This window comes from uncultured Tenacibaculum sp. (assembly GCF_947502995.1).
In the GTDB taxonomy this organism is placed as follows: Bacteria; Bacteroidota; Bacteroidia; order Flavobacteriales; family Flavobacteriaceae; genus Polaribacter.
Map to the genome: position 1 here is coordinate 197,182 of NZ_CANNBW010000003.1, position 22,637 is coordinate 219,818.

The window sequence follows — 22,637 nt, forward strand, 5'->3', positions numbered from 1 at the left end:
TTTAAATTATTTTGTGATTTTAAGAACTATTCATTTAGCTCTACTGCAATATAAATATTTTATTGCAACATTGTTGCGTTTAAAAAATATTATAACATACTATTAAGTTTTTTGATGTAAAAAAAGCCAATATCGATTTCTCAATATTGGCTTTAAACACTATCCCAAATTACTCTATTTTATAGCAATCTTTTTTGTTGTTATTTTTCCTTCATCAATATTTATAATTTCTAATATATACAGCCCTTTTGCTAAATCTTCAACAGGTAAAATAACATACTGTTGACTATTGAAATCTTTCTGTTTTACAATCTGCCCATTCATATTGAATAAGCGTAATTGTCTTTTAGCTTTTAAATTCTGATATATTGGAATTGTCACTGAAATGTACTCTGAAGCTGGATTTGGTCCAATTGCAAATACTTCAGTTTCTAAACTTTGTTCATTTTGAATTCTAGATGCAACAATACTTCCGCAGTTCGGTGTTGTATTTGTTGTACTGAAATACAAAGTAAACCCTTCTGTTTTTGAAACTAGCACAAAGTTGTCAGCATCTAAGGTTACCCAATATGCTCCATCTAAACCTGTAAAACCAGAACCTGTTATTGTTATTTCTGGCTGTACTTGATTGAAATTATGTGTAATACTTGGTATTAAGTTATTCCACCAAGATGGAGAACCATTAGTTGTATTAATTGAAAATTGCCACAGTCCATTTGCATTCGCATCCCAGTTTACAGTGAACTTTGCGATATTACTTAAGTCTGGGCCATTTCCTGACACAAATACATAATCATAAGCTTTATTAACAGATGCTAAACTTGTGGCTATTGGCGTACCAAAACTACAACCTGAAGGATTCGGGTTTGAATCATCAATTACGTTGATTGTAATACTTTTAGAATCTTGTAAAACACCATCACTTGCCGTTAATACTACATTGTAACTATTTGGCTGTAAAAATTCATAAGCAATTGTTTCTCCTGTTGCAGTATTTCCATCGCCAAAATCCCACGTATATATTAATACATCTCCATCTGGATCTGTTGAACTTGAAGCATCAAACTGAACTAATAAAGGTGCATTTCCTGAGATTACATCTGTAGTAAAATTAGCTATCGGAGCATTATTTATCGGTTGATCTGTTACTGTAATCACCGAAGATTTTATGTGTTGTTTTTCTCCATCACTAACCGTAAGTTCAACTGTATAGTTATCAGGTTGTGTAAACTCATGTGAAACTATTTCTCCTACTGCTGTATTTCCATCACCAAAATCCCAAGTATAGGTTAATACATCTCCATCTAGATCGTAAGAACCTGATGCATCAAACTGAACACTTAACGGACTTTGTCCTGAACTTACATTAGACGTGAAATCTGCAATCGGAGCTCTATTTTCAGCAACCGAACCATCGGGTTCTAATCCCCAAACCAACTGTCCTTTGTAATATAACGTGACTAAAACATGTGGACTTAAAGCATTCTTAGCTGCATCATAAGAAAAATCATTCAGCTGATTGTGTGATTGAAATCCAGAATGATGCAATCTTGTTACGATTTGTCCTGATTTTGAGTTCGCATTAATATTTCCTGAAGTAGTTGTAAATCCTAATTCTAAATAATTTTCTGCACCTAATGCTTCGTATTGTCCTGTAATTCCTTTTGGTTGAGAATAATCTATATTGAATACCATAGGAACATTATGATCTGGTGTAAACCAATAACGAATTGTGAAATCTTTCAACGCTAAACTCTCATTAGAACCATTTACAATTTGAAATACAGGTTTTAATTCTGAAGAATTTGCTCCTGAACTATTATCTCTATACTCAACACTAAAATCAGTATCTGGTAAATTTGCTAGTCTTTCATCTACTGTAAATGTCACTTCTTTAAATTCTCCTGTAAGTGTACCATTGGCTTCTACCAATTCTAACTTGATGGTATGAACGCCTTCTGTTAAATTTGATACAGGAATTGGAGTAACTGAATACACATCTTGCTGTTCAATTCCATCTAAAGAATATTTCACATGCCTTCCATTAGGTGAAAGATCCCACAAGATTGTAGAAAATTCAATAGAAAAATTAGGTCCGACTAAACTTCCATTTGTTGGCGATTCAATTAATACTGTTGGATCTTTTGGAATTGGATCTTTGGTTACCATAACCGTTATCGTTTCTCCAAGTTCCGTTAACGAATTGTCACTTCTTTCCATTTGAAGTGTTAATTCATGTGGACCTTCAGATAAATTTGTTAAGTCTTCATGCACACCTTCCGAAGTTATTAAACCTCTATCTTGTCCATCTATTCTATATCTTAACTGAAATTGTTGTGACGGTAAATCCCAACCTTCAGTTTCAAATTCAATACTAATTGGAGCGTTTACTAATTGCCCGTTAGTTGGTGAAGTAAAATATACATCAGGTAACGGTCCGATTGGCGTATCTGCATCACCTCCATGAAGTGTCCATAAAATAGCTGCATCAAACATTTTTAAACCTTGAGGCGTTAATAAATGCATGAACTGATCTCGTAACGGAAACGCTGTTCTTCTCGATGGAATAGTTGCACTTGCTTCATAACCAAATAAAATAGGCTGTGTACCTGCTTTAGCAATTACAATAGCTTCTGTTGATGGACTTCCAAAAGGTAAACTTTGTGTAATATCATATAAAGCAGTTGTTATTCCTGCATTTGCTGCCATCGGATGATTTGGAGCTGAAATTGTTACTTGATCGAAGCCTTCGTTTGTAATTCCAAAGCCTGTATTTAACGATCCTGAAGTCATTCTTAAACGATTGTACATAAAAGGATTCCAAGTTAATAACGGTACTTTTGCTCCTTCTAAATCATTTCCGAGTTCTCTTGGATCAACAGTAGAAGAAATTAAAACTAAATCATACGGATTTGCAGATTGCGGACTCGTAGCTTCTTCATCTGAAAACAAAGTAATAGAAAAGCCAAATTGTTGTGCTAATCTTGATTTTATACGTTGATCTTCATTGGAAAGATTTGTCTTATCTCCAACAACAAACATTACGTTGATTGTATTCTTAAATGTAACTTTTGATTCTGGAGTTATAGAAGCTGTTTTTCCATTGTTATAAAATACTTTAGCCGCTACTGTGTATGTTTTCCATAGAATAGGTTGCCAAGAACTTTCGAAAGGTGCTGTAGTAACTTCTTCAACCAAATCGTTATCTACATAATATTCAACTTTAGTTACACCTTCAATGTTAGTATTTACAGCTAATTTTACTTTTTCTGATGTATTTAATTTAGATCCATTTACTGGTGATGCCATTTCTAAAACTTGAGTATCATCTGTATTAATCTCATCGCCATCAATTTGATTAATGTATGCTACTAACTGATCAATTTGATTTTGACTTAAAGTAGAAACTGCTCCATGTGCATCTCCAATATTCTTTGTTGTTAAAACTTCTTTAATTGTTTTTGCTGAACCGTCATGTAAATATGGAGCTGTTGCCCAAACATCTTTTAATGTAGGAACATCTAAACCTAGTAATGTTTTTTGAAGACGTTGACCACTTTGAGTTCCTAAAGTACCCACATCGTGTAATTTTCCTGAAGGGCTATCTGTAAATGTTTCTCCACTATGACAAGAAGCACATTTTAAGTCTGAGAAAATAGCTTTTCCTGCAACTCCATCTGCAGTTAACGATCCGTTTGCATTTTTATATGGGCTTGGCTCAAAAGTATCTAACGATTCTATGTAAGCTGTTAAAGCATCTAAATCTGCTGATTTTCCTGTTTTCGTATCTCCAAGTGTTAAGGCTGTTGTTCCATCGTTAAAATCATCTGTGGTCATAAAACCTTGACCTTTGAAATGCGCACGAATATCATTTTCAAAATCTTGAATCTCATCAAAATTCGCACTCCAATGTACTCTTCCGTGAGCAGTTCCAGCACGACCAACTAGTGAAATCGTATTTCTTAACCCTTCTCCACGATCAGTGAAATCCCAAGTTCTTCCATCTTGAGTTCCATCAACATGACAACTCGCACAGCTGATATAACCATCGGTTCCCATTTTTAAATTAGAAGCATCATAAAAAATTTGTTTCCCTTTTAATACTTCAGCACTTAAAAACTCCATCCCAACAGTATTAATAGTCGCTAAATTTTCTAGCACTGGATTTCCATTGGTCACCATAGTATTGGCATCTAAAACAGTAACCGAACGATCCATAAAGTTTTTTACAAAAAGTCGGTTGGTATTTTTATCAAAAGCTAAACCTTGTGGAGATTTTCCTACATCTGTTTTTAAAATTTCGATACCCGTTTTCGGATCAATTACAATAATTCTATTGTTTCCTTGCATGGTAACAAACAAATAATTTCCTGTTGGAGAATACAAAGCTGATGAAGGCTGACCATGATTATCAAAATCTAATCTATTTCCTAAATCTTCTTTTCCTGTTGTTAAATTGATCGGAGAAATAGCTGTTCGAACAGCATTATCGAAAGTTAAGGTTTTTCCATCTCTCGCAAATCCTCTTAAAATATTATCTTTCTTTGCTACCGACCAAGCTGATTTATTATTAGGATGAATACTAACTCCTGAAATGTAATTTGGTAATCCGCGAGCTGCATTTCCGTTATCTACAGTGAAATCATCTAATGCTAAGTCAATCGTTTTTTTAGTTAACGTATTTAAGTTTACCTGCCAAACTTGACCTTCTTCATCTGGTGAAATAAAACGTGTGACTAACATTTTGTTTCCATCTCCAGTAATTGCTAAAGCTCTTGGTGTATTTCCTATTGAAATTGTATTTGCAATTACTTTTGTTGACGGATTAATTTCGATAATCTTTCCTGAACCAAAAGCAGAAATAAAAGCACGTGTTTGATCTGGAGTAAATACCAATCCGTAAGGTCGATCACCTCGATTTAATTGAATTTGATCTTGAACGATTCCTTGAGAATTTAAAATATAAACCTCATCTGAATCTCTACAAGTAATCCAAGCATTTTGTTGTGCATCTAACGCCACACTAATAGGATCTTTACCTACCGAAACTTCTTTTATTACAGTAAAATTATCGGCATCGATTAATGTAACGGAATTATTATCTGGATTTACAGACCATACAATCCTATTTGATTCATCAACTACAATTGGTCCAGATTGTGTTGGAGAAGTGTTTGGTAAGTTTTCTGAAACAACTATAGCTTTTGAAGCCACCACAAAACCTCCGTTGTTATCTGAAATTTGAACTTGCACATTATAATTTCCTGCTTCAGCAAAGTCATGATTTACCGTTTTGTTAGTCCATTCTGTTTTTGGAGTTCCATCACCAAAATCCCAACGATAACTTAATGTATTTCCATCAGCATCTGTCGCATTTGCTGTAAATTCAACCTGAGTATTCTCAATTACCGGAGAAGGTTTATTAGCTGTAATTCCTGTTACTTCTGGAGATTGATTTGAAGAATCACCACCTGTAGTAAAAAAGAAACTATACTCTTCCATTCCATTACCAACTGCATCTTTAATTCCGCCTTCAACAAACTTTACTTCGTAAGTTGTATTCGGTAATAATGGATTTTTAGGCGCGTAATTAATTACTTGATATGAGGTTGTAGTAACATCTCCTTGAATTGGATTCCCTCCAAGTGGACTTACTTGAATTGTTTGATCATTTAATGTTAAATCATTCAAAGTTTCATTAATTACAAAACCAATTGTAGTTGTTACTGGCTGATTAATTGCTCCTGAAACTGGAAAATGATGCCCAACAGAAGGTCCTTTTGTGTCTAACTCATCTTGATGTGCAAAAATTGAAGTTTTATCATCTCCACTAGCCACTAAAATATGTCCGATTGGCATCCATTGATTATCGATAAATTGAAGTGTTTCATCACTTGAAGGAGGAAAAAATTCATGATCAATTTCCATAGTTTCAAAATTGAATTTCACCCCTCTGTCAAATCTTCCAGAGAAACCAAATTCGTCTTGAAAAATCATATATCTTCCTAATGTAATTTGATCGGAGTGCAAACTAAATCCTCTTGTTACATTTGTTGGGTCACTAATATCAAAACCAACTAAAGCACCTGGTCCTTGATTTCCACTCATAAAAATCAGGTAATTTCTCCACAATTGAATTCCTGTGCTATATTGCTCATGCGGAATGTCTCCTCCAAAAGATCCTAAAAATTTAATATTCCTTGGATCTCCGAAATCGAATACACTAATTGCACCTGTTTGCGGTGCATAAAACACATAGTTTCCTACTCTTACGACAACATCTGGAACTGCAACATTTACTGGAATATTATCGACTTGTTGACCAGAACGCATGTCGAAAACTCGATTTCCGACAATGGTGTGCGGAAACGTTTCTAGATTATCGTAATTCGCTTGCCCATCTTGTACTGTATATAAAATATCTGAAGATGTTACTGGTTTCCTGTCCAGCATATTAGATAAATCGAGATATTTATACCCTGTTCCTTCAACTTCTGGCACAGAATATTCTCGATAAAATAAATCTCCTTCTAATTTCCACCAACGATGACCATTATTTGCTGCATCACTAAACTGAACTCGTTTTGGAGCAGTTGGATTTGACACATCCCAAACACCTGTTCCTGCTTGTCCGTTAATCATTAAATAATTACGATGATATGTGTTAATTCTGTCTCCTTCTGGAAAGTTTGAAAGAAAAGTTCCTTTAGGCCAAGTTTGCTTTGTCATTTCTGGACCTTTTGTACCATCGTACATTGGTAATATTGATTTTACAGCAACACCTAAAGAGATAAAAATGATTGCAAAATACCAAATAGGTCGTTTTATTTTCTCTTGGATATAAGTGAATATCCAAAGATTTATTTTTTGTTTAAGTTTCATGATTTCGATTAATTACTTTGTTAGGTTATTTCTAATCAAATGTATTTTTTGTCCCTACTTAAACCTTTTTCACGAAAGACAAACCGAGGTAATTCTCGATTTATCTTTACATGAAAATTAAATCCCATTAATTATTTTTTTGAATTATTCTTTTATAATTTTTTGAATCGTTACAGCTCCTGAATCTTCATTATTGATTTTTAAAAAGTAAATTCCTTTTGCTAAGTTTGAAATTGGAATATTAATACTTTGCTGTTTATTAAAACTTTTATATTTCACAACCTGGCCATTTATATTTAATAAACGTAATTCTCTTTTAGCATCTAAATTTTGATAAACAGGAATTGATAGAGAAATTAGTTCCGAAGCTGGATTTGGTCCTATTGAAAAAACCTCAGTTTGTGGAATTGTATTTATACTTCTAGAAACTACGTTTGTTTCACAATTTGGCTTACTATCTGTTGTGCTACAATAAATTGTAAAACCATTATTTTTAGACACTAGCACTAAGTTCCCTCCATCTAAAGTAACCCAATAACTTCCATCTAAACCTGAAAAACCTGAATTTGCAATTGTAATTTCTGGTTGCGATTGACTAAAACTTTGTGTGATTTTAGGTAAGAAATCTACCCACCAAGAAGGTGAACCATTATTAGTATTCATAGAAAATTGCCATAATCCATTATTGGTTAAATCCCAATTTATTGTAATATCGTTTACATTACTTAAATCCGGACCATTCCCTAAAACAAATACATGATTAAATGTTGTATTTACAGATGGTAAAGCTGTATTTATAGGTGTATTAAACTCACAGCCTGTAGGAGGCGTATTACTAGAAACTGAGATCGTAATTGCAACTGTATCTTGCAAACTACCATCACTTACAGTTAGTATAACATTATAATCTCCAGCTTGAGTAAACTCGTGATTTATAATTACTCCTGTGCCTGAACTTCCATCATCAAAATTCCATGAATATATTAATGTATCTCCATCTATATCTGTAGAATTAGATCCATCAAACTGAATTGTTACTGGAGCAACTCCTGCTGTTATATTAGCTGTTACATTTGCTACGGGAGCCGTATTTCCTCCGCCTCCATTACCATTAATAACATTTGGAATAAATGGAGCTAAATGTGGTGTTAGTACGTCTAACTTCCACTGGTTTACAGAAGACCAATTGTCTTGTAAAATTCCACCTGTGTCTCCTGAATTTGGATTCATACTCCAAAATGTCCAAGAGTAACGAGACCCCATAAAATTTACAAACTCTGTAAACCAAGTGTAAGCTATCCCTCCAAAAGCATCCTGCTCTTTAATACCAAATTCTCCAATAAATAGCGGAGAAGTTCCATTATCATATAAATATCCATAATTTTCTTCCCAAATACCTGGCATATTTTGAGGAAAATCTGGTGTCTCAAACCAATCTTGCTGTGAAACTTCTGGTCCATATTCATGTGCAGAATACATTAATTTACTCTGATCTGTTAATTGAATAGGATATTGTCTTGCTCCCATTAATTGTCCGCCCCACCAATATGAGTTTCCTTCGAATTCACCAACTCCTTCCACAATAATTAATACATTTGGATTTACATTTAATATTGCATTTCCGCATCGTTCTGCGGCTTTATTCCAATCTGTTAAAGGATTACTATTTCCCCAACTAGAACCGTGAGGTTCGTTATTTAAATCCATTCCTACTACAGCAGAAAAATTCTTGTAACGCTCTGCCATAAAAATCCAATCATTGATCCAACGCTCTTCAGAATATTCTGTGGTATACCAAAATGCTTCATTTAAAAAACCATCGGCAGCTCTGGAATGATTATCTAAAACAATTTTCATATCATTATCTTGACACCATTGCACAAACACATCTAACAACTCTATTGGACTCGTTATATTCGTTTCTTCTTCATTCATAGGAGAAATACCCGTATATGCATCGGAACCGTATGAAGGAATATCAATTGTTGCTCCTGGATCTAACATTTCGTTACACCAAGGCACTCTAATTGTATTAAAACCTAAATCTTTTATTTGTTGTAAAACACTTTTCATATCGCGTGTCCAGATTCCATGCGGAAAGTAGTTTTGAGTTTCAAAACCGAACCAATTTACTCCTGTTAATCGCACTTCTTGCCCTCTTGAATCGAATAATTTATTTCCTGAAACTGACAACCAGTTTTGTTCTTGACCTGAAACAATTAGACTTAATAAAAAGCCTAATAACACTATTATTTTTTGTTTTATTTTTTCCATTTTTGAAAGTTTTTGATTGATGTAAGTCATAAAAACCACTTCTACTTGATAATTAGTAGAAGTGATTTTTTTTCTGAATTATCGTTTAATAATTAATCGTTTCCTAACTCTTCTCTGTGTTTTAGGATTAGTAATTTCTACGATATATAACCCATTAGAAAGTTCATCTATTCTGAGATCTTTAGATGTACTACTAATAACTGGTAATCCGCTTAGATTTAAAATTTTAATAGTTAAATCATTTAAATTTTCATCCATTTTGATCGTTACTTGATCCACTGCTGGATTTGGATATAATGTTGCTTTAGATAACATTATATCTTCATTCGATTGAGCTGTACTTGCAGAAGTTGGTTCTGTTCCCCAAACTAAAGTTCCATTTGAATAAAGTGTTATCTTATCATTGGCACTATAACTTGTTGCAGTAACATCATATGAATAATCATTAAGTTCATTGAAAGGAGACCAATTCGTTTTAGAAAATCTTGCTTGAATTGGACCTGTATTTCCTGAAGAAGCAATACTTCCTGCTGAAGTTTCAAATGATAATTCTAAATAATCCATTCCATTTGCTACTCCAAAAGTTCCATTTACAAATGAACTTCCTAATTGTGCCCAATCACACCAGAAATTTAAATTGTTATTATCTTCAGAAGTAAACCAGTAACGAACAGTAAGCATACTTAAAGCGACAGCCTGATCTCCATTATTGACAATTCGTAAATGTGGATTTACCATATTATCTGAAGCATTCGCTCTTCCTCCATCGGTATATTCAACCATTAATGAAGCATTTGTAACCTCTTCTGTAACTTTAATAGTTTTACTGCTAGACACAGGCGCAACAATACCATTATCTACTGTTAATGTTACCAAATAATCACCTGGTGTATCATAAGTTTTAGCAACTATAATTCCCGTTGCTGTTGTAGTATCTCCAAAATCCCAAGTATATGTTAGAGAGTTTCCTGTTGGATCTGATGAAGCTGAGGCATCAAAATTCACAATTAAAGGAGCAACTCCTTGTAATTGATCTGCTGTGAAACTTGCAATCACTTCTGTAGAACTAACAGTTATTGTTTCTTTAGCTACACTTGTTAAAGTTCCATCACTGACTCTTAACGTAACTTCATAAGCTCCACTTTGAGTAAACTCATACGTGAAAATTGCATCTGTAGCTGTGACTCCATTTCCTAAATCCCACTCGTAGGTTAAAACATCTCCTTCTGGATCTGAAGAACCTGTAGCATCTAAAGTAATCGTTAATGGTTCGTTTCCAGATATAGGTGTAGCTGAAATTACCGCAATTGGAGCTTGGTTTATATCTCCTGAAGGTTCTATTCCGCTTATTAATTTTCCGTTTAAATATAATGTTACTCTATTCCAAGGCGCAAAATCATTCTGGGTGGCATTGTAGGAATAATCATTAGCTTGATTCATATCTGACCAAGTTTGATTTGCAAATTTCCCTTCTATTCTTCCAGAGCTTTCATCGCTTCCTAAACTTCCAGCAGCAGCATCGAATGTAATTTCTAAATACTTGGAATCACCAGAAACAGTTACAAACTTTCCTTTTACATTACTTGAGCCAATTTTAGCATAATCTGTAAAGAAATTTATGTCTTGATCATCATCTGAATTAAACCAATAACGAATGCTTAAATCTCCATAATTTACTGGAGTTGATGCATTATTTTTAATTCTGAAGTGTGGTTTAATAATGTTTGTTACTGTAGCAATCGAAGCATTTTTATATTCTAATTCTACAACACCTTCTCCTCCTACTTGAATTGTTCTTCCTGATGAAGTTTTTGTATTACCGTTTACGCCTGTTGCGATAGATGTAATTACATGGTTTCCGTCTGGTAAATTCGCTTCAAATTCGAAAGGAGCAGTTGTATCTTCTCCTAACAAAACACCATCTGCATAAAAAGCTACTTTAGCTACAGAGTTTGATGCATTAATAAGATTTGTTGCTATTTTCACTGAACTTCCAGACACATAAATATCTCCTGATTTAGGTGACATTAGCGATAAATAAATCACTTCTCCACCGGACATTTCTTCCATCTTTTGTGCGTGACGTTTGTAAATATCTAACTCAACATCGCCTTCAAAAACAGCAAATTTATCTCTAGGAGTACGATCATCTGGAAACCACCAAAATGCACTTCCTCCTATTTTCTTTTTCTCTATAAACCCATAGATTTCTTCCCACCATTCGCTTCTTTCTATTCGTTCTACATTAAACTCTCCAATGTACAACGGCTTTTTAATCACATCATGAGATTCATCTGCCCATTGACAAACTAAAGCCATGGTTTCATCTAAAGTGAAATTTGACCAACTTTCTCTAATGTATGGATGCGCTGAAGTAAAGTCGATATATGGAGATTCATGAATTTTAATAAAATCATTTCCTTCGTCACCTCCAAAACCATATTTTAATCCGTGAGCCTCCAAACCTGTTCCTAGTAAATGATTTGAATCTATATTTTTGATAAAAGCTCCCATATCATCTACCCAAGCTCTTAAAACATCTGAAGTTAAATCATCTCCAAAACCTTGATATCTTGGTTCGTTCATTAACTCCCAAGCTAAAATCGTTGGATCGTCTTTGTAAGCAACTCCGTCGTAATGATTTACTCTTGTGATAAAATATTCTACGTAATCTTTATATCCTTGAATTGCTGAAGCATTGGTAAAGAATTGTCCTTGATCGTGAGTTCCAGCTCCTTCTACTTCTATACCTTCCCACTTCAGTCGATCTTTAATTCCTCCGTAATCGTTCCAATAATTTTCTAACGCAATAATGAGTTTAATTCCGTTAGCTTCTGCTGACTTAACAATGTAATCGAATAACGAAAATTGTGCTTCGCTATACACTCCTTTTTCTGGCTCAAATCCATGCCATTCTTCATGACTAAATCCCCAGATTCGTATAACTCGAATTCCGTTTACATATAATCTTCTCATATGAGCGTCGATACGCTCTTTATCCATAAATTGAGTTTCTATATCTCCACTAGAAGACCCGTAAGTAAAGAAATCATATACATTCGCTCCTGAAATATAAAATGGTTGTCCATTTAACATGAATTTGTCTCCTTCTGCATACACAAAACCTGAAGTATTTTTATTGGTTTGTGCGTTACTATTTAATGAACTTAAAAGTAGCATCATAGCAGATGCTAAAGCTTTTAAGAATAAGCTTTTCATAATTAGGGGGTATTTTTTTGGTTGGTTTTTTATAAGAAAAAGAGGAGCGCAAAATTGCACTCCTCTAATGACCATTAATTACTTGACAATAATCTTTTTTCTAGAAACGATGTTTGCAGATACATCTTTAGTTTCTAAAATATAAACTCCTGTTGGTAATCCGTTCACTGAAATTGTTGTTCTATTTTGCTGGCTTTCTAAAGTTTTACTTGTAATAACTCTTCCTGATAAGTCTATCAATCTTAGTTCTACATTATCTTTCGTGTTGAAAACCGAAACATTTATTAAGTCTGAAGCTGGATTAGGACCAACTCCAACAGACATTTGCGTTGGTTTTGTTCTAGCAGCAGTTGTTGCTCCTCCAAAGAAGAAACCATATTCCGCATTTGCTAAAGCAACTTCAATTTGTGCCCAACTTCTGTGGTAACGTTGCGTATATTCTTGTCCGCTATTGTAAGCTTCCTCTAATCTTGCAAAATCTGGATCATTTCTATAGTTTGATCTGATGTCTAAGAAAGTAACTCCAGGTTCAATTACATCGCCATTTGGCATTGTTCCTGTGAATCCGTTTGGCACATAAACTTCTTGCTCAAAAATACGCGTAAAATCACCTCTACTTTCTGGAGCTGCTACTCCTTTATCATCTCTATATGTTCTCCACATTCTATCTAATACTTCTTTAGCTAAATCGCGAGAAGCTGTATCTAGAGTTTCATACTTTTCTGTAGCAGCAGCATAATAAATTAAAGCTTTAGCCATCGAAGCAGCAACACCTAAATCTTTACCATAATCTGTTACAGTAACACTTAATCCGTCGTTAGAACCAGGATTATCAGGATTCCAAGTATCTGGTTCACCTGTCCACTCTAAAGTAGCTGGAATATCGAAATCATCTTCTCCAATTAATACTACAACATTTTTCACCCAATTCGCCCATTTGTCCATTAAGTTTTTCGCCATAGTATCATTAGTAATATAGTAATACTCAGCAATACGCTCCATAGACCATGCTTGCCATCCGAACCAAGTTCCACTTCCTGGATCTTCGTATACTGGATTATCATCGTAAGCCATATCATAGAATGTAGATTTTCCTGCTGGATATGTGCTATAATCTCCATTCCAACTATTCGTTGCACCACCTGCAATTCCACCTTCTTTAGATTGTAACCAAGTATAGAATTCTAACTGACGTTGTAAACTTACTCCCCAGTCTCTTGCTCCTGTTGGAGTTCCTGGCTTCATTTCATTTACTTGCGACATTGCATAAGCTGCTACTGGATTTTGATATCCGAAGTGACAGTGACTAGAACTAATTCTAAACGCCCAAGGTGCAGAAGTATCTACAGCTCCACCCCATGAAATATACCAAGACATTAAATAATGTGCACTATCGTAACCTGTACCGGCTCCAGACACATCGCTTTGTACTCCTAAAGGTTTAAAATACTTATCGAACATTCCTATTCTTAGGTAATCTCCCATTTTAGTCGCTTTATCTAAGTCTAAAAGATTTAAACTAACGTTTTGTTCTTTAGCATAAACTTGCGCCCAATACATAGCCTGAACAGCTCTTGCATCTGCATCAGTTGCACTTGTATACCTCCACTGTCTTGAATAGTTTTGATCTATAGTGAATAATGGTAAATATCCGTCAGGTCCTCCCCAATCAAATCCTTCCCAAGATGGATGTGGAATTGTTTCATAAACAGATTCTTGTTCTCCTCTTTGGAACGTATTAATGTAAGAGGGGGTACTTACTCCATCTCCTCTATTTCCATATCCGTAGAAATTATCATTATCTAATAACCAGTGCATTTGATAAACTTCTGGTCCATAAGCCGCAGTTAATTCTGCAGATACTGGATCAACACCTACCGGAGCTGAAAATTCTAATGGAGCAGGATAACCGCTAGGTAATGCAAACTCTGGAGCATATGCTGCAGGACTCGAAGGATTATAAGCGGCATTTGTAGGTTGATCTGCCTGAGTCGGAATAATAAACTCTTCAATTCTATCCCAAACTGTACCAATTGAACCCCAATCTCCATTTATTCTAGCATTCATTACTTCTAACCATAACCAATATGAATATAATTCACTTGTTGACTCATGTCCGTGATCTGGAGCTTCAACAATTAATGATTCAATAGAATGATGTGGAGATCCATCTGCACTAAAATATCCATTTTCTGGTGCGTAAAATTTAGCTCTCATTTCATTGAAACGATCTAAATATTCATTTCCAGTTGGACCTGGATCTACAATAACTACAGGATCCGAAACTCTTATTACAACTGTTTTTGTTGCAGTTCCTCCATTTCCATCATTGACAGTTAATACTACACTGTAGTTTCCTTTAGCTGTAAATGTATTTTGAATTGTAACTCCTGAACCAGAATTACTATCATTAAAATCCCAGCTATACCCTAGAGCATCTCCATCTGCATCTGAAGAAGCAGAAGCATCGAAAGTTACCGTTAAAGGTGCTTCACCTGAAATAGGACTTGCAGTAAAATCTGCTACTGGATCAGTATTTCCTGATCCACCACCACAATTTGGTGCTGTATCTGTAGTACTAAAATAAATTGTAAAATCTCCTGCTTTTGATACTAACACAAAGTTATCAGCATCCATAGTAGCCCAATATGAACCATCTAAACCTGAGAAACCCGAGTTTGTAATTGTAACCTCTGGCTGTGCAGAATTAAAATTCTGAGAAACTTTTGGTTTTAAATCATTCCACCAAGAAGGAACTCCATTGTTAGTTAGCATTGAAAATTGATACAATCCATTATTTGGTAAATCCCAATTGATTGTAAAATTAGATACATTATCTAAACTCGGCCCACCGTTTCCTAAAACAAAAATATTATTATACTGTCTTTGTACTGATGGTAATGCATTTGCTACCGGTGTATTGAATGTACATTCATTAACCACTCTTGCATTTCTGGTAGCTAATATTGAAGAGTTACAATTTGGTGCTTGATCTGTTTCGCTAAAATAAATCGTAAATCCTCCAGTTTTAGAAGCTAAAACAAAATTACCATTATCTACAGTTGCCCAATACGAACCATCTAAATTTTGGAATCCTGAATTACTAATTGTTACTTCTGGATTTGCTTGACCAAAGTTTTGCGTAACTTTAGGTTTAAAGTCATTCCACCAAGAAGGAACTCCATTATTAGTTAGCATTGAGAATTGATACAATCCGTTATTTGGTAAATCCCAATTGATTGTAAAATTAGATACATTATCTAAATTTGGTCCTCCATTTCCTAAAACAAAAATATGATTGAATTGTTTATGAACTGTTGGTAATGCATTTGCGGTTGGTGTACCAAAACCACAAGAAGTATTTCCATCTGTTGCTACAATAGTTTGAGTTACTGAATCTGATTCTCCATCAGCATTTGTAACTGTTAAAGTAACTGAATATTGATCTGGCGTACTATAAGTTGTTGCACTAGTAACTCCTGTAGCTGATAATCCATTACCAAAACTCCAGTTGTAAGTTAATACACCTCCTTTAGGATTTACAGATGATGAAGCATCAAAAGTTACATCAAAAGGAACTACTCCGCTATCTACATTAGAAGTAAAAGCAGCTACTGGACTTCCGTCAGTTACGTTAATTACTGTAGATTTTGTTCCTGTTTTACTTCCATCGCTTACAGTTAATTTTACGGTGTAATCTCCAACAGTTGCATAATCGTGACTAACAGTGACTCCTGATCCTGACGTTCCGTCTCCAAAGTCCCAACTATAACTTAATGCATCTCCATTTTCATCTGAAGAAGCAGAAGCATCAAAACTTACTGTTACTGGCGCTATTCCTGTTTCTGGCGTTGCGGTAAATTCAGCAACTGGAGCTATATTTCCATCTGAAACTTCTATCGTTTTAGTAACTGGCGAAGATGTATTTGTTCCATCACTTACAGTTAAAGTAACCACATAATTATCTATTCCTGTAAATGTTACTTTAGGATTTACCAATGTTGAAGTTGTTCCATTTCCAAAATCCCAACTATACGTTAATGCATCTCCATTAGGATCTGAAGAAGCAGAAGCATTGAACTGCACTTCTAAAGGTGCAACTCCAGATTCTGGTGTCGCTGTAAATGAAGCTGTTGGTGTATCTCCACCGTTTGGCTCTTGTCCGCCAACTAATTCTCCATCAACATAAATAGGCACATTTTGTACAATTTTAAGTGTATTATTTAACCCTGTATATGAAAAATCATTCGTAGGATCCCAGGCTGAAGCACTTGCACTATTTGGCAAAGAAACTCGCACTTGAATTTCACTTCTGTATTCTCCTTGTCCTCCTGGGAAAGGCATACGATCTTGACTAACTTCTACTTCAGCATAATAAATGTTATTTGCAGCATCCCAAGCTTGCAAACTAGGATTGATTGTTCCTGCTCCTCTTCCATTTACAACATAATCACTAGCAGTTAATCCTTCAGCAACTCCTTCAGAAATATCAACAAAATAACGTGCTTTTAATGAGTTTGGAACTCGTGCTGGCCATGCTGAACGGTTATTTAGCCATATTGCAACCTCAGTAGATTTATTTTGATCGTTATTAATTCTTACTTCATTAATAAACTCTAAACCTGGAGTTTCTGGCTGTGGGAAATTTGCTAATTCTGTTCCTCCGAAGTCAATAATCATTTTTGCTAATACTCCTTGATAACAAGCATTGTAATCTGTTGCAACTTCATTAGCTTGAAAATCATCTCTATCTTCAACAAAAACATCGTTGGCTTCCATTGGTCCGCCCATTAAAGCGCCCCATAATGTATGTCTAGATTCTACTGGTACAGCAGAACTTCTAGTCCAACTTGCATGCTGACCTCTATGGTGCGGTTTAGTAGGTGGATTTACTCCAAAACCAGTAACTAAACTTCTGTTATTAGGATTATCTCCTAAAATGTAATTGATCTGATTTACTGCAAATTGATAATACTGATTCTTTTTTGGAGTAGCAACATTGTCGCTGTAAATTAATGCAGTTAAAGATGCATTCATGGCATGACGAGAAGAACCCCATTGTGTTAAATGTGCCTGTCCGCCAGGAGAATAATTAATTCCTCCTCCTTGTTGCCAGAAATCTAAATGTCGTTCTGCATCTGCTTTATAATTACTTTTTCCTGTAATCATTGATAATAAAACCATATTTCCATACGATTTATCATCCCATACTAAACTCCAAAGAAAATCTGGCAATGTGTATTCTGCTTCAGCTTTTTGTAAATAAGTTACATCTCCTGTAGCTTTATATAACCATAATGCTCCCCAAGTTAACTCATCTTGATAACCTCCTGAAGAATACGTTCCTGTCGCAGGAATTCCTCCATCTTCGTTGTACAATCCTCTGTAGGTATCTCCGAACTCATATAATTCTTTTGCATGCTGTAATAAGGTTGCACTATAAGCTGGATCACTATCTTTAAAAATTATACTCGCCGAAGCTAAAGCTGCTGCTGTTTCACAAGCAACCTCTGTTCCTGGAGCTGAAGGTGATAATTTATATGATTTACGCTGACCATATTGTGGATGAACATCTACCATTTCTGGAGCCATCCAAAAGTTATGATCTTGAGATTTACTATCAGCAACCTGTGCGTAAAACTCGTTAGGACTTGGGTGACATTTAATAAAATAATCTGTTACCCATTTTATATTTCTCTTGAAAATTTCAGATTGATTTACAGCATCATATCCAGCTTTATATTCTAAAAAGCCCCAATTTAATGCTGTTACCGAAAACGCCATAGGAAAGCCAAATTTTACGTGATCTCCAGCATCATGCCATCCACCAGTTAAATCTAATCCTACATCTTGTCCATCGTTGACTCCTGCGTTAGATCGCCAACTAATTCTATTCCAATCTGGAAGAACTCCAGACTGTTGTGTTTCGTAAAATAATAATGACTTCTGTAAAGCCTCTCCGTAATTATATTGTGCCGAGCCTAAAAAAGGTAAAAAACACAATACGATTATTACATAAAACATTCGTAGTTTCATATTCAATAATTTAGTTTGATTATTTACATTACTTTCCCTTTCCAGTAAATGCTTTCGCATAAACCAGTTAAGATTTTATACTATTCTCCTTTTCTGATTAGGAATAATTACTTTGAAGCTTGAGTTTAGAGATAAGTATACCATGCTGACTTTTTTCTATTTTTTAAAGTCAGTTCATTTTTTATAATACTATCCCTTTCTAGCTAATGTAAATACACTATCCAGTTAAGGTTTTTAATAAATAAACTAGAATTACAAACTTTTGAAGAACACTTTGGGGGATTCTTAATTTGTAGGTTAATTCTAGAAGGTTAATTTTAATAACTTAATTCTAAGCTCATGACCTTCGAACATTGTTATTTGGTTGTCTTAGGATATCGATATCCAACTTAAAGTTAACGAGAAAAAAACATAAATTCAACAGTTTTATTGCACATTGTAAGTTTTTTTTAATAAAATGAACTATTCGTACAATCACATAAATTCGAGGTGATAAAAAAATATTAAAAACCAAACATAAAGTACTGATTATTAGTTTCTAAAACACAAAAAGACCTTAACATATGTTAAGGTCTTTTTTTAAAATTATTTTTTTTGAAGCTTATTTAGCAGGTGCCATTTTAGCTTGGATAGCAGCTAAAGTTTCAGAAAACTTTTTAGCTGTTTCAGGATCTTTAATTGCTCCAGCAATCTCTTGTCCTTTCTTAGCTAATTCTACTCCTTTAGTAGCTAAATCTGCATTTTTTACTACGTCTTTACCAGCATCTAAATAAGATTTAGCATAATCTGCATAAGACTTTAAGTATTCTCCTACTTTAGGATCTTTAAATTCAGGAATAGATACTCCTTCTAAAGCAGATTCTACAGTTTTTACAGCTTCTCCTACAGCTTCTTTTGTCTCTTCTACTGCTTCTTTAGTTTCTTCAACTACAGTTTTAGCAGCTTCTTCTGTTTTTTCAACAACAGTTTCAGTAGTTTCTTTTACTTCTTCTTTTGCTTCCTTTGCTTGTTTACAAGAAGTAGCTAATAAAGAACCAACTACGAAGACAGATAAAATTACTTTTTTCATCGTTTTATGATTTTAAGTTTAAGATTGAGTAACAAATGTAATGTTTTGATAGAATTACACAAGTTTAACGCAAAGAATTACATTACATTGTTTCTGCGCTAAATTGTTTCTCATATAAGTTTCTGTAGTAGCCTTCTTGTTCTAAAAGTTCTTGATGACTACCTAACTCTACAATCTTTCCTTTATCCATTACGATGATCTTATCTGCTTTCTTAATCGTTGCTAATCGGTGAGCAATTACTATAGAAGTTCTATCTTTTGTAATTCTATCTGTAGCATACTGAATCATTTGTTCAGATTCTGTATCTACAGAAGAAGTTGCTTCATCTAAAATTAAAATACTTGGATTACTTACATATGCTCTTAAAAAGGCGATTAATTGTCGTTGCCCAGAAGACAACATTGCTCCACGTTCTTTTACATTGTAATTATATCCATTTGGCAAACTTTCTATAAAATTGTGAATTCCTATTTGTTTTGCCGCTTCTTGAACTTCTTCTAACGAAATATTCTCGTTACGTAAAGTGATATTATTTAAAATTGAATCTGAAAATAAGAATACGTCTTGTAATACCACAGCGACTTGATTTCTTAAACTTTCTAAATTATAATCTTCAACTGAAGTTCCATCTACCAAAATTTTCCCGCTATCGATCTCATAGAATCGACTAATTAGATTAATAATAGTTGATTTTCCTGCTCCAGTAGATCCTACAATTGCAATCGTTTCTCCTTTTTGAGCTTGAAAAGAAATTCCTTTTAAAACTTCTTCTCCTTCAACATAACTAAAATGAACATCTTTAAATTCTATGTTTCCTTTTAAATCACTTGCAGAAATTGTTCCTGATTGGCTGATATAACTTTCTGTGTCTATAACCTTAAAAACACGTTCCCCAGATACAATTCCCATTTGTAATTGATTAAACTTATCTGCTATTTGACGCAATGGTCTGAATAACATTTGAGCCATTTGTACAAAACTAATAATCGCTCCAACCGTAATTGTATCTTTTGCTATTACTTGTAAACCTCCGTACCAAACTATTAAACCAATAGCTATAGATGATAAAATTTCTGCTATTGGAAAGAATATTGAATAATACCAAACTGTTTTAACGTGTGCTTTTTTATGCTTTTCGTTAATTGCTTTAAAGTTTTCGTATTCTATTTTTTCTCTATTAAATAATTGTACAATTTTCATTCCTGTAACGCGCTCTTGTACAAACCCGTTTAAGTTTGCTACTTGATTACGTACATCTTGAAATGTTTTTTTAATTGCAATTTGAAATAACTTCGTTGCATAAATTAAAATTGGTAATACGGCTAAAGCAATTAAAGCTAATTGCCAGTTGATTACAAACATAACGATAACAACTACCAACATTTTTAGCACATCACTCACAATCATGAACACACCTTGAGAGAAAAAATTTGCAATAGTTTCTATATCTGAAACTACCCTTGTTACCAATCTTCCTACAGATGTATTATCGAAATACGACATTTTAAAACGTAAAATGTTTTTAAAAATAATGGTACGTAAATCTTTAATAATATGCTGACCAACCCAGTTGGCATAATAAATAAATGAAAATTGAAGTATTACCTGAATCACTAATACTCCTAACATCACCATGGTAAAAAATAGCAATCGTGCTAAATCTTTATTTACCGTAAAATCATCTATCGCTCTGTATAAAATTACTGGACTTGCTGCTGCAAATATCGCCAATGAAATGGTAGATATTGTAGCAACCCAAAATTGAAAACGATAGCGTTTTGCAAAGCTCATTAAGCGTGCAAAAATTTTAATATCAAATGCTTTTCCTGAACTACTTTTACTCACAATTTAAATATAATCGTATGTTACTTCTGTTAAAAATAATGCTTTCGCAGGTACAGAAACACCCGCTTTACTTCTGTTCTTACTTTCTATAACTGCTTTAAAATCGTTTACTGTTATTTTTCCTAAACCAACATCTAATAAAGTTCCTACAATAGCACGAACCATATTTCTTAAAAAACGATTTGCAGAAATAAAAAAAGTTAATTCACTTCCTTGTAAAATCCACTCTGCATTGGTTACCTCACAGTTAAACGTATGTACATCTGTTTTTACTTTCGAAAAACACTCAAAATCTTCATACTCGTAAAGTAATTTTGCTGCAGTATTCATGGCTTCAATGTCTATATTTTTATAATTTAATTGCCATGAAGTATCTAACACAAACGGATTTCTTCCTAACCATATTTTGTATTCGTAACTTCGGCTTGTTGCATCAAAACGAGCATGTGCATCATCAGCAACTAAAATAGTTCTATACACTACAATATCGTTAGGTAAAATTGCATTTAGTTTATAAGTGAAATTTTCATCTAAAACCGAATCGAAATCAAAATGCGCATACATTTGCGACGCATGAACACCTGTATCTGTTCTACCAGCACCTACAATACTTATTTCTTTTCTTAAAATAGTACTTATGCTTTTGGTTAGCTTTTCTTGAACTGAAATTACATCAGGTTGTACTTGCCAACCATAATAGTTTTTACCGTGGTATGCTAGCTCTAAAAAATATCGCAAAGAAATCCTTTTTTTAAAGAGCTAAACTACGGATTTTATTTGGTTATTTGTACTTTCGTTTTGTGAAGAAAATCTTATTATTATCGGATACACACAGTTATATTGACGATCAAATTTTAAAGTTTGTACAACAAGCAGATGAAGTTTGGCATGCTGGTGATATTGGTAACTTACGTGTTACCAACACTATTAAAGAAAACAAACCTTTGCGTGCTGTGTATGGTAACATTGACAATGCAGAAGCTCGTGCAGAATTTCCTTTAGATAATGCTTTTGAAGTGGAAGGTGTTTCTGTTTGGATGACGCATATTGGTGGTTATCCCGGAAAGTATAAAACTCGTGTTTATGGGGAACTTCAAAAAAATAGACCTAAAATTTTTATTTGCGGTCATTCTCATATTTTAAAAGTACAATTCGATAAGCATTTTAATTTACTTCATATTAATCCTGGCGCCGCTGGAAAGCACGGTTTTCACAAAGTTCGTACTATGATCCGTTTTGAATTACGCGCTGGAGAAATTGAAAATATGGAAGTGATCGAGTTGGCTAAGAATTAGTGTATAGTGTATACTT

General features: G+C 34.1%; 8 protein-coding genes. 1 reads left to right on the forward strand and 7 read right to left on the reverse strand.

The window, feature by feature from the left end; all coding sequences use genetic code 11:
- Window positions 1-174: 174 nt before the first annotated feature.
- The 7 genes from Q1A46_RS03695 to truA form a co-directional block, all read right to left on the reverse strand.
- Complete coding sequence (locus Q1A46_RS03695; protein WP_299674073.1) at window positions 175-6,882, reverse strand: PKD domain-containing protein; 6,708 nt, start codon at window positions 6,880-6,882, stop codon at window positions 175-177.
- A gap of 144 nt (window positions 6,883-7,026) precedes the next feature.
- Window positions 7,027-9,156, reverse strand: coding sequence for a cellulase family glycosylhydrolase (locus tag Q1A46_RS03700; protein ID WP_299674075.1), 2,130 nt, complete (start codon window positions 9,154-9,156; stop codon window positions 7,027-7,029).
- 78 nt (window positions 9,157-9,234) lie between these two features.
- Window positions 9,235-12,375 (reverse strand): cellulose binding domain-containing protein, encoded by a 3,141-nt coding sequence (locus tag Q1A46_RS03705; RefSeq protein WP_299674077.1) that lies wholly within the window; start codon window positions 12,373-12,375, stop codon window positions 9,235-9,237.
- A 78-nt stretch (window positions 12,376-12,453) separates the two neighbouring features.
- Window positions 12,454-18,471, reverse strand: a complete 6,018-nt coding sequence (locus Q1A46_RS03710) for a glycoside hydrolase family 48 protein (RefSeq protein ID WP_299674079.1) — start codon at window positions 18,469-18,471, stop codon at window positions 12,454-12,456.
- Window positions 18,472-19,012: 541 nt separating this feature from the next.
- On the reverse strand, window positions 19,013-19,480 hold the full coding sequence (locus Q1A46_RS03715) for a hypothetical protein (RefSeq protein WP_299674081.1): 468 nt from the start codon (window positions 19,478-19,480) through the stop codon (window positions 19,013-19,015).
- Between the two features lie 82 nt (window positions 19,481-19,562).
- Complete coding sequence (locus Q1A46_RS03720) at window positions 19,563-21,272, reverse strand: ABC transporter ATP-binding protein (RefSeq protein ID WP_299674162.1); 1,710 nt, start codon at window positions 21,270-21,272, stop codon at window positions 19,563-19,565.
- A gap of 57 nt (window positions 21,273-21,329) precedes the next feature.
- Window positions 21,330-22,064, reverse strand: a complete 735-nt coding sequence (gene truA / locus Q1A46_RS03725) for a tRNA pseudouridine(38-40) synthase TruA (protein ID WP_299674083.1) — start codon at window positions 22,062-22,064, stop codon at window positions 21,330-21,332.
- Between the two features lie 62 nt (window positions 22,065-22,126).
- On the opposite strand from truA, the gene Q1A46_RS03730 reads away from it, so the two are divergent.
- Complete coding sequence (locus Q1A46_RS03730; protein ID WP_299674085.1) at window positions 22,127-22,621, forward strand: metallophosphoesterase; 495 nt, start codon at window positions 22,127-22,129, stop codon at window positions 22,619-22,621.
- Window positions 22,622-22,637 lie beyond the last annotated feature (16 nt).

Coding starts and splice junctions, on each gene's coding strand:
- Q1A46_RS03705 (WP_299674077.1), bottom strand. CDS start 12,375: ATGAAAAGCTTATTCTTAAAAGCTTTAGCATCTGCTATGATGCTACTT.
- Q1A46_RS03700 (WP_299674075.1), bottom strand. CDS start 9,156: ATGGAAAAAATAAAACAAAAAATAATAGTGTTATTAGGCTTTTTATTA.
- Q1A46_RS03720 (WP_299674162.1), bottom strand. CDS start 21,272: ATGAGCTTTGCAAAACGCTATCGTTTTCAATTTTGGGTTGCTACAATA.
- Q1A46_RS03710 (WP_299674079.1), bottom strand. CDS start 18,471: ATGCGAAAGCATTTACTGGAAAGGGAAAGTAATGTAAATAATCAAACT.
- Q1A46_RS03715 (WP_299674081.1), bottom strand. CDS start 19,480: ATGAAAAAAGTAATTTTATCTGTCTTCGTAGTTGGTTCTTTATTAGCT.
- Q1A46_RS03695 (WP_299674073.1), bottom strand. CDS start 6,882: ATGAAACTTAAACAAAAAATAAATCTTTGGATATTCACTTATATCCAA.